General features: G+C 62.4%; 10 protein-coding genes. 6 read left to right on the top strand and 4 right to left on the bottom strand.

Annotated elements, in window-relative coordinates:
* Nucleotides 1-161: 161 nt before the first annotated feature.
* Nucleotides 162-524, bottom strand: coding sequence for a roadblock/LC7 domain-containing protein (locus ACVOMF_RS19105; protein ID WP_481510668.1), 363 nt, complete (start codon nucleotides 522-524; stop codon nucleotides 162-164).
* Nucleotides 525-956: 432 nt separating this feature from the next.
* Here ACVOMF_RS19105 and ACVOMF_RS19100 point away from each other — a divergent pair, with 432 nt between their 5' ends.
* Entirely contained in the window at nucleotides 957-1,649 is a 693-nt protein-coding gene (locus ACVOMF_RS19100) for an alpha/beta hydrolase (protein WP_481510667.1), read from the top strand.
* Between the two features lie 61 nt (nucleotides 1,650-1,710).
* Here ACVOMF_RS19100 and ACVOMF_RS19095 read toward each other — a convergent pair whose 3' ends face one another.
* Entirely contained in the window at nucleotides 1,711-2,511 is an 801-nt protein-coding gene (locus tag ACVOMF_RS19095; RefSeq protein ID WP_481510666.1) for an AraC family transcriptional regulator, read from the bottom strand.
* Nucleotides 2,512-2,583: 72 nt separating this feature from the next.
* Here ACVOMF_RS19095 and ACVOMF_RS19090 point away from each other — a divergent pair, with 72 nt between their 5' ends.
* The 4 genes from ACVOMF_RS19090 (at nucleotide 2,584) to ACVOMF_RS19075 (ending at nucleotide 8,413) form a co-directional block, all read left to right on the top strand.
* Entirely contained in the window at nucleotides 2,584-3,795 is a 1,212-nt protein-coding gene (locus tag ACVOMF_RS19090) for an MFS transporter (protein WP_481510665.1), read from the top strand.
* Between the two features lie 377 nt (nucleotides 3,796-4,172).
* Nucleotides 4,173-4,961: a DeoR/GlpR family DNA-binding transcription regulator gene (locus ACVOMF_RS19085; protein WP_481510664.1), complete on the top strand. Its 789-nt coding sequence runs from the start codon at nucleotides 4,173-4,175 to the stop codon at nucleotides 4,959-4,961.
* Between the two features lie 68 nt (nucleotides 4,962-5,029).
* Complete coding sequence (locus ACVOMF_RS19080) at nucleotides 5,030-6,157, top strand: MFS transporter (RefSeq protein ID WP_481510669.1); 1,128 nt, start codon at nucleotides 5,030-5,032, stop codon at nucleotides 6,155-6,157.
* 162 nt (nucleotides 6,158-6,319) lie between these two features.
* Nucleotides 6,320-8,413 (top strand): M13 family metallopeptidase, encoded by a 2,094-nt coding sequence (locus ACVOMF_RS19075; RefSeq protein WP_481510663.1) that lies wholly within the window; start codon nucleotides 6,320-6,322, stop codon nucleotides 8,411-8,413.
* Nucleotides 8,414-8,620: 207 nt separating this feature from the next.
* Here ACVOMF_RS19075 and map read toward each other — a convergent pair whose 3' ends face one another.
* Both map and ACVOMF_RS19065 read right to left on the bottom strand, forming a co-directional pair.
* On the bottom strand, nucleotides 8,621-9,412 hold the full coding sequence (map, locus tag ACVOMF_RS19070) for a type I methionyl aminopeptidase (RefSeq protein ID WP_481510662.1): 792 nt from the start codon (nucleotides 9,410-9,412) through the stop codon (nucleotides 8,621-8,623).
* Nucleotides 9,409-9,621 (bottom strand): ParD-like family protein, encoded by a 213-nt coding sequence (locus tag ACVOMF_RS19065; RefSeq protein ID WP_481510661.1) that lies wholly within the window; start codon nucleotides 9,619-9,621, stop codon nucleotides 9,409-9,411. Before ACVOMF_RS19065 ends, map begins: the two co-directional genes overlap by 4 nt.
* A gap of 283 nt (nucleotides 9,622-9,904) precedes the next feature.
* On the opposite strand from ACVOMF_RS19065, the gene rpsP reads away from it, so the two are divergent.
* Nucleotides 9,905-10,165 (top strand): 30S ribosomal protein S16, encoded by a 261-nt coding sequence (gene rpsP / locus ACVOMF_RS19060; RefSeq protein WP_481510660.1) that lies wholly within the window; start codon nucleotides 9,905-9,907, stop codon nucleotides 10,163-10,165.
* The last annotated feature ends 98 nt before the right edge of the window (nucleotides 10,166-10,263 follow it).

The following is a 10,263-nucleotide window of genomic DNA, read 5'->3' as shown; positions in this document are numbered from 1 at the left end:
GCTGACATCGCTGCACGTGTAGATGTATGTGCCAGCTGATGAACTGTCCGCTTCGCGGCTTACGCCGCTCCCACAAACGACAGGCTTCGCGCGGTGGCGTTACCGAAAAAAAAAGCCCGGCATCAGGCCGGGCTTTTGCTTGTAGAAAAGAACAGCCCGGCTTATTTGAAATCCAGGGTCTTCTCGAAGGACTTCAGCTCATGCCGCGCCATCGCCAGGTTGGCATGGGCGCGGTCGAGCACGACGTACAGGAAAAGATCCTTGTTGCCGTCCAGTGGGCGGATCAGGTGGTACTGCCTGGACAAGGTGAGCAGGATATCTTCCACCACGTCGCTCAGGCCCAGCGAATTGGCCACGCGGCGCTTGGCGCGGACGACGTCGGCGTTGCCAGCGGCGGCCACTTCCATGTTGATGGCACCGCCACCCAGCGTACCCAGCGTCATGCCACTATCGCTGTCCACCAATGCGGCGCCGATGAAGCCGGCAATTTCGCTCAAAGCATCCAGTTTTACGTTTGCAGCCATTTCTCATCCAATGAAGTAAGGGGTACTACAAAAGCAAAGCCCGCGCAGGTCCATCCCGGGCGAGCGGGCGCGCAGCATAGCGAATAGCGTTGGATGCAGGCGAATCGGGCAGGCGTGCGGGGTGCAACGGTGCGTCTTATGTTTGGCTTGTTGTCTCTTTGGCGAGCGCGGCGGGGCTGAGCCGAAACCAAGGTGGATGCGCACCGCGACAGAAGATGGCGCAGGGTTTCAATGTCCGGTAGCTGGGGTGGGTGCGCTGGCTTTCGCACTGAATGGGAGCCGGAGTATTCAACAGAATCCCGGCAATGAAACCCTCACGGCCAATTTACGGCCGAGTTGCAGAATGGCGAGCACAGGACGATTACCAATCACCGATTGGCTGAAGTAGTCGTCGTTCGTCATTGACTATTCCAACCAGCGGGAGCGCACAACATGGGCAAGCCGGCAGTGGTTCTGGTGCATGGTTTCTGGGGTGGGGCGGCGCATTGGGCGCGGGTGATACTGGAGCTGCGGCGGCTGGGTTACCAGGATATTCGTGCGGTTGAGAATCCACTTACATCACTGGCCGATGATGCCGAACGCACCCGCAAAATGGTGGCGCAGATCGACGGGCCAGTGGTTCTGGCGGGACACTCCTACGGCGGTGCGGTGATCACCCAGGCTGGCAATCTGCCCAACGTGAAAGCCTTGGTGTTCATCGCCGCGTTTGCTCCCGATGCCGGCGAGAGTCCTGGCGGCATCACCCAGCAGCACCTTCCGGTCGCAGCGCCGAATCTGGCGCCAGACAGCGACGGCTATCTGTGGCTCAAGCCGGATAAATTCCATGAGAGTTTCTGCCAGGACCTGCCCGAGGAGGAGGGCTTCGTCATGGGCGTGACGCAGAAGGCGCCATTGGCCAGTACGTTCGGTGACAACATCAGTGACCCGGCCTGGAAGCACAAGCCAAGCTGGTACCAGATATCCAGTCAGGACCGGATGATCGCGCCGGAAAACCAGAAGGCGATGTCCGCCCGTCTCAACGCGCGCAAGGTGATAACGCTGGATGCGGGGCATGCATCGTTGGCATCGCATCCGGTGGAAGTTGCAGCCCTGATCGATGAGGCCGCGACGGCTACCGCAGGCTGAAAGCGATGCGCGATGGACGCTGCGTTGCCTACTGCGGCAGGGCAGCGGCCTGCATATCGCTTCAGCGGAAGAACTGGCTCGGCGTCAGCCCGAAGCGACGCTTGAACATGGTGGCGAAGGCACTGGGGCTCTCATAGCCCAGCGCCAATGCAACGTCGATGACTTTCTCGCCAATGGCCAAGCGTTCCAGTGCACGCAGCAGGCGCGCCTGCTGGCGCCACTGGCCGAAGGTCATGCCCAGTTCGCGTGCGCACAGGCGCTGGATGGTTTTGACGTCCACCTGCAGGCGCGCCGCCCAGTCCTGCAGGGTGGAGGCATCGTCCGGGTGGCGCTGCAGCTTCCTGCCGATCTGGCGCAGCCGCGGGTCGCGCGGCTCGGGCAGGTGTAGCGGCAGCACCGGCAGGGTCTGCACTTCGTCCAGGATCAATCGCATCAGCCGACCATCACGCGAGTTCTCGGCATAGCGCGCCGGTATTTCCACCGCTGCATGTATGAGCGATGCCAGCAATGGGGTGATGGACACTGCCGATGGAGTCTGCGGCGCGTCCGGCATTGCCTCCGGGGTGATGTACAGGCTGCGCATCTGTACCAGACCGATGCAGTGCACCTGATGGCCGATGCCCGCCGGCATCCAGATCGCGCGCGTGCTGGGCACCACCCAGCGGCCCATGCCTGCATTGACCACCAATACCCCGGTTTCCGCGTAGACCAGCTGGTGCCGATCCGGATGGTGGTGCAGCGGAATCACGGTGGCGCTGGGGTAGTCCCGCGCCTTGCAGTACACCACGGTTTCCGGCCCGGCCGGGAGCGGCTGGCGACGGCCTTTTTTGGCATCCGGAATGTCCTTTTCGAAAGGATGCATGACCATATCGCGCAGGATGGACGTTGATCGCGACTCTACCATGCGCGTCCGCCCCCACTTCGCGGTTACGCCATGTCATCTCCTGCTTCAACGGTTGCAGCTCCTGCATCACAACGTCGCCCGGTCGCGGTAGGTGTGCTCGCGGCGATCAGCAGTTCGCATCTGGTCAACGACATGATGCAGTCGCTGATCCTGGCGCTGTACCCGATCTTCAAGGGTCAGTTTCACCTGAGCTTTGCCCAGGTGGGTTTGATCACGCTGACCTACCAGCTGACCGCGTCCTTGTTCCAGCCCTTGATCGGACTGCAAACCGACAAGCGCCCGGCACCGTATTCGTTGCCGATGGGCATGCTGTCCACCTTGTGTGGTCTGTTGCTGTTGGCGTTCGCGCCGAACTTCGTGACGGTGCTGGTGGCGGCGATGCTGGTCGGTATCGGCTCGGCGATCTTCCACCCGGAATCCTCGCGCATCGCGCGGTTGGCCTCGGGCGGCCGCCATGGCCTGTCGCAATCGGTGTTCCAGCTCGGAGGCAACGCCGGTACTGCGGTGGGCCCATTGCTGGCTGCAGTGGTGATTGTGCCGAATGGGCAGCGCAGCGTGGCCTGGTTCGCCTGCGCAGCGCTGTTGGGAATCGGCCTGCTGACCTATGTGAGCCGTTGGTACCAGCAGCACTTGCAGGCCGTGGCCGCGCAGCCCAAGGCGGCGGCCAAGCCGGCCAACCTGTTGCCGCCGAAGACAGTGGCCTGGGTGATCGGCATCCTGCTGGTACTGATCTTCAGCAAGTACTTCTACATCGCCGGTCTGAGCAGCTACTACACGTTCTATCTGATCCAGAAATTCCATGTTTCGGTGCAGAGCGCGCAGCTGCATCTGTTCGGCTTCCTCGCCGCATCGGCGGCCGGCACCTTGATTGGTGGGCCGCTGGGTGACCGCATCGGCCGCAAGCCGGTGATCTGGGCCTCGATCCTCGGCGTGGCACCGTTTGCCTTGATGCTGCCGTACGCCGACCTGCAGTGGACCATGATCCTGACGATGGTCATCGGCTTCGTGTTGTCCTCGGCGTTCTCGGCGATCCTGGTGTACGCGCAGGAATTGATGCCCAACCGCATTGGCACGGTTTCCGGCCTGTTCTTCGGCTTTGCCTTCGGCATGGGCGGCCTGGGTGCGGCGGTGCTGGGCGTGCTCGCCGACCACACCAGCATCCTCTGGGTTTACAAGGTGATCTCGTTCCTGCCACTGCTGGGCATCGTCGCTGCCTTCCTGCCGAATCCGCGCGCGCCTTGAATGACAGGCGGCGCGCACCCTTTGCACGCTGGGTTCCCGCTTCTCTTGCGTGCCAGGGGAAGATCTGCAGGGTTGCAGCTTTCGCCCCCTCCCTTTCGCAGCGCGAAGGGGAGGGTTGGGGAGGGGTAAAGCTCTTGCTGTAGCGCTGCCTGATCGTCTGATTGCCCCCGGCCTGGGCCTCATCCCGGATCGAAGCACCACGGCCGTGGTGGTCGCGGGCGCATGGGATGGCTTCTTGTTTATCCGCTGTTGTGCACGAAGTTGCACGATTAATTTTGTTGATGCATGATTTCGCAATCAAGAGGCCAAGCGCCCGGAGCGCCGACTGTCGGTGCCTCAATGCTGAATCAGATTCCATCAGCGCGGAAAACCATCACATGACCGCCTCAGATCCCGATGCACTACCGCAGGAGCGCCAGCAGCGCATCCTCGAACAACTCCGCAAGCACGGTCGCGTGGTTGCCAACGATCTGGCGGCTGCGTTCGCGGTCTCCGAGGATTCCATCCGCCGCGACCTGCGTGACATGGCCGCCAAGGGGCTGTGCCGGCGGGTATACGGCGGGGCGCTGCTGCCGACGCCGCAGTTCGATACCTTGCCTGAGCGGGTAGGGCGGCAGGATCCGGAGCGCAGCGCCTTGGCGGCCCACGCGGCTTCCCTGCTGCTGCCCGGGCAGGTGGTGCTGATGGATGCGGGTTCCACCAATGTGGAGATCGCACGCGCACTGCGTGGCACGGCATTGACGTTGGTAACCAACTCCCCTGCCGTCGCCGATGCGCTGGCCGGCGCGCAGGCAACCGAGGTGGTGATGATCGGTGGCCGTATCGATCCGCACAGTGGCGGTGCCATCGGTTCCATCGCATTGCAGCAGCTGACGCAGCTGCAGGCTGATGTCTGTGTTCCAGGTGTCTGCGCGGTTGATCCGGAGACTGGCATATGGGGCATCAATGCCGAAGAGTGCGCGTTCAAGCAGGCGATGCTGCGGGTCAGTGATACCACTCTGGTTGTCGCCAGCAATGAAAAGGTCGGTGCGCGTGGCAGCTTCCGTATCGCCGGCATCGAGCAGGTTGATCAGCTGTTGATCAGCGACCGTGTCCCGGCGGATGTGCAGCAGCGGCTGGCGCCCATTGCACAGCGCCTGCATCGGGTTGCTGTCGCGAAAACCTGATTCAACGGATCGGGTGCAAGCAGCGCGGCTGCAGTACAGATATCAAGGAACAACAAGTGACCAATCCAATAATATTTCAGCGCAGCGAGCAGATAGCCACACGCGCAGCCTTTTTCGTGCCCGGTTTTGCAATCGCATGCTGGGCGCCGCTGGTACCTTTTGCGAAAGCCCGCGCAGGTCTTGATGACGCAATGCTTGGTGTGTTGTTGCTGTGTCTCGGCCTGGGCTCGCTGCTGTCGATGCCGCTGGCCGGCATGCTGGCTGCACGGCATGGTTGCCGGCCGGTGATGCTGGCAACTGTATTGATGATGGTGCTGATGCTGCCGCTGCTGGCGATGGTGTCCACGCCGCTGGGTATCGGCGTTGTATTGCTGGTGTTTGGCGCAGGCATCGGCGCAATGGACTGCGTGATGAACATTCAAGCAGTGGTGGTGGAGCGCGAATCCGGGCGCGCGATGATGTCCGGCTTCCACGCCTTCTACAGCATTGGTGCCTTGACCGGTGCGGCACTGGTAACGCTGCTGTTGTCGGTTGGCGGGGGCGCGTTGTTGTCGACCTTGGTGGTGGCTGCTGCTGTTGTGGCGATCACCGCATTGTCATCGCGTTGGTGGCGCAACGAGCGAGCAGGGAAGGGTGAAGCCAGCTTCGCCTTGCCGCGTGGCGTGGTGATCGTGATTGGCGCCGTATGCTTCATCAGCTTCCTGGCCGAAGGCTCGATGCTGGATTGGAGCGCGGTGTTCCTGCATGAAGTACGCGGGGTGGAGCTTGCCCATGCCGGTTGGGGCTTTGTTGCCTTCAATATCGCAATGACTGCCACACGCCTGTTTGGCGACCGGCTGGTGAACCAGCTTGGGCCGAGCGTGGCGGTGCTGCTGGGTGGTTTGCTTGCATGTGGCGGGTTTGTACTGGCCACGCTGGTGGCGAGCTTCGCTGTGGCCTTGCTTGGCTACGCGCTGGTCGGCATTGGCTGCGCCAACATCGTGCCGGTGATGTTCAGCCTTGCAGGGCGGCAGACCCGCATGCCCGAGAGCGTTGCCATTCCCGCAGTCACCACCATGGGCTATGCGGGCGTACTGCTGGGCCCGGCGGCAATCGGCCTCATTGCCCAGCAGTGGTCGTTGCCTGCGGCGTTCCTGATGGCTGCGGCGGCGCTTGCGCTTGTCGCGGTGATTGGTTCGTTGCTACGGGTGCGTTGAACTCTGCCTTCCCGCTCGCGGATGTGGTCACGCTGACTTGCGAGCCGTTCGCCTTCTTGGGTGTGACTTTCGGCGGTTCGCGCCGAGGCCGGCAATCCTTTAGTCTCACTGGTTGGTTCGCGCACCAGGCGCGGGCTTTTCCCTGTTTGGCCGGAGATGTCCATGTCGTTTTCCAAGCTCGTCCCGTTGTCCCTGACGGTTGCAATCGCCGCCTCGCTCGCCGCCTGTGGCAAGACCGAAGCGCCTGCCGCGCCGGCTGCCGAAGCCAAGGTCGCGTTCGACCAGTCACAGCTCAAGACCCAGCTGATCTCGCTCAACGCCGCCGATCTGGATCCGGCCGTGCAGGCCTGTGCTGACCTCAACGGCTTCGTCAACAGCAAGTGGCTCAAGGCCAACCCGGTGCCGGGCGACCAGACCACCTGGGGCAGCTTCGAGATCCTGCGCGAGCGCTCGCTGGAAGTGCAGCACGCGCTGGTCCTGCAGGCTGCCGCTGGCAAGGCTGCAGCAGGTTCCAACGAAGCCAAGATCGGCGACATCTGGAAGACTGGCTCGGACGAGGCGGCCATCGAGGCCGCCGGTATCAAGCCGCTGCAGCCGGAACTGGACAAGATCGCCGCGCTGAACGACACCGCTGCCATCACCGGCTACCTGCGTGATGCCTATGCGCAGGGCAATGGTTTCCTGTTCTCGTTGTACGCCAGTCCGGACTTCAAGGATTCGGCCAATGTCATCGCTTATGTCGGCCAGAGCGGTCTGGGTCTACCGGAAAAGGGCTATTACTTCGACGAATCGCAGGCCAAGATCCGCGAGGCCTATGTGGCCTACATCGAGCAGCTGCTGACCCTGTCCGGCGTCGATGCCGCGCAGGCCAAGCAGCAGGCCAAGGCTGTGATGGATTTCGAAACCCGCTTGGCCAAGGCCTCGCTGTCGCGAATCGAACTGCGTGACCCGGCCAAACGCTACAACCCGGTCAGCGCCGCCGATGCCGACAAGCAGACCCCGAACTTCAGCTGGACCGCGCTGTTCGACACGCTGCAGATCCCGGCCAAGGACAAGTTCTCGCTGGCCCAGCCGGGCTTCTTCAACGAACTGAACACCATGCTGGCCGACGTGCCGGCTGCCACCTGGCAGGCCTACCTGCGCTTCCACACCGTGGACAACGCCGCACCGTACCTGAGCAAGAACTTCGAGCAGGCCAACTTCGACTTCTTCAGCAAGACCCTGCGCGGCCAGCAGGAAATGCAACCGCGCTGGAAGCGCGTGCTGGATTCGGTGAATGGCTCGATGGGTGAAGCCCTGGGCCAGCTGTACGTGGACGCGGTGTTCCCGGCCGAATCCAAGGTGGCCATGCAGCACCTGGTGGAGAACCTGTCGGTCGCGCTGAAGGCGCGCCTGGAAGGCCTGCCGTGGATGGGCGAGGACACCAAGAAGAAGGCGCTGGAGAAGTGGGCCAGCTTCACCCCAAAGATCGGTTACCCGGACAAATGGCGTGATTTCTCCGGCCTGACCACCAACAGCGACAGCTACCTGGGCAATATGCAGGCGGCGCAGGCGTTCAACTACCGCTACATGCTGGCCAAGATCGGCAAGCCGGTGGACAAGACCGAGTGGGGCATGACCCCGCAGACGGTGAATGCCTATTACAACGCGACCAAGAACGAAATCGTGTTCCCGGCCGCGATCCTGCAGCCGCCGTTCTTCGATGCCAAGGCCGATCCGGCGCTGAACTACGGTGGCATCGGTGCGGTCATCGGCCATGAAATGATGCATGGCTACGACGATTCGGGCAGCCAGTTCGCCGCCAACGGCAACTTCGACAACTGGTGGACCGATGCTGATCGCTCCGCGTTCAACGGTCGCACCGACCAGTTGGTTGCACAGTTCGATGGTTACGAGTCGCTGCCGGGCGTCAACGTCAAGGGCAAGCTGACCCTGGGCGAGAATATCGGTGACCTCGGCGGCCTGACCGTTGCCTATGACGCGCTGCAGATGGCGCTGAAGGAAGACGAGAAGGTCAATGTGCCGGTTGATGGCTACAGCCAGGATCAGCGCTTCTTCATGAACTGGGCCACGGTGTGGCGCCGCAACTTCACCGATGGCGAACTGCGCGTGCGTCTGAACACCGACCCGCACGCACCGGCAAACTTCCGTGCCAATGGCGCGCCGTCGAACATGCCGTCGTACGCCGCCGCGTTCCAGTGCAAGGCCGGCGATGCGATGGTGCGTGCCGACGACAAGCGGGTTGTGATCTGGTGATTTCGGTTGTTTGATAGCGATTGTTGAAAGCAAAAGGCCCGGCATTGCCGGGCCTTCTTTTTGTCTGATCACATTGACGGCGAGCAGCCTGTGTTTCTTGTGGGAGCGGCGTGAGCCGCGAAGCAGATAGATCATCAGCTGGCGGATATGTCACGCACTCCAGCAACGCCAGTTTCGCGGCTCACGCAGCTCCCACAAAAGCTTGTCTTATACGAGTATGCCAAGCAGCTTCTTTGCGGTGGCCCGCTCCTCATCGCGCAGGGTCAGTACGCGCACGCCGGTTTCCGTTACCTCGACGGTATGCTCGCATTGCGCCGACAGCTTTCCATCGCGCGTGGTCACGGTCCAGCCATCGTCGTGGTTGTCGATCGCCGCGCGGCCCTGGTTGATCATCGGCTCGATCGTGAAAGTCATGCCGGCCTGCAGTTCGAGCCCGGCGCCACGATGCCCGTAATGTAGTACCTGCGGCTCTTCGTGCATTTCGCGGCCAATACCGTGGCCGCAATACTCCTTCACCACCGAATAGCCAGCGTCCTTGGCATGGCGGTTGATCGCAAAGCCAATGTCGCCCAAGGTCGCGCCGGGACGTACCAAAGCGATGCCTTTCCACATGGCCTCGTTGGTGACGCGCACCAGGCGTTTGGCTTGATGGCTTACCTCGCCGATCAGGTACATGCGGCTGGAATCGGTGATGTAGCCGTTCTTCTCCAGGGTGATGTCCAGGTTGACGATGCTGCCGCTGCGGAGAATGTCTTTCGATGACGGCAAGCCGTGGCAGACAACCGTGTCGATGGAACTGTTGAGTACATAGGCTAGGCCATACTGGCCTTTGCTGGCCGGGCGCGCCTGCAAACGGTCGACGATGAAGCGCTCGACCCAGTCGTTTATCTGCAGCGTGCTCATGCCTTCCAGCGGCAGCTGGTTCAGTGCTTCGAACACCGACGCCAGCAGGCGCCCGGATTCGGCCATCAATACCAGTTCATGCGGCTGCTTGATCATGCTTCTGCCGCCCGCATGTTTGCAGGGCTCACCCCGGCGGCGGCGAGTTCGCGCGCTACCAGCTCCTGGAAACTCAGCTGCGGATTCAGTTCGCAGAGCATGCCGATCCTGATCCAGAACCCGGCCTGGGCGTTGATCGAGCGACCAGACACGGTGCTGGCCTTGCGCAGGTTGTCGTGCAGTTCGTCGTCGATGTTCACGATGCCCATCGGTCGCCCCTTGAATTGACTATATGATTCATATGCGAATCATATACCCGGAGTGCTGAACGATACAGAAGGGGGGCTCGGCGGCCATGGCCAGGCGTGAAAATCGACGGGGTGCCAACCGGGTTGGCTGCGAAGGACGCACGGACAGCACTGGCGAAAGGTGAGCGCTGAGGCTGGTTCAGGTTCCCGATCAGGGCCGGGGTTGGAATGGAGCGGGGTGGTCGCTATAATCACCGGCTTACCGCGCCATCCTGGCGACTGGGCAACATAGGAAAACACCACCATGGTCAAGATTCGACTGACCCGCGGCGGCGCCAAGAAGCGTCCGTTCTACCACATCATCGTTTCCGACGTCCGTAGCGCCCGCGACGGCCGCAACATCGAGCGCGTCGGTTACTACAACCCGGTTGCACAGGGTGGCGAGCAGCGCGTTGTGCTGGATATCGCTGCTTGCGACAAGTGGATCGCCAACGGCGCCCAGATGACCGACAAGGTTCGCAACCTGTACAAGGAAGCGTCCAAGTCCCAGGCCACTGCGGCCTGATCCTGGCGGGGGGGGGGGGGGGGGGGGGGCGGCCGCCCGGCGGGGGGGGGCGGGGGGGGCGGGGGGGGGGGCGGGGCGGGGGCGGGGGGGGGGGGGCC

Source organism: Stenotrophomonas sp. STEN022 (assembly GCF_056760155.1).
The sequence above is the reverse complement of the archived record's forward strand: the minus strand, read 5'-3'. Positions and strand labels throughout refer to the sequence as shown.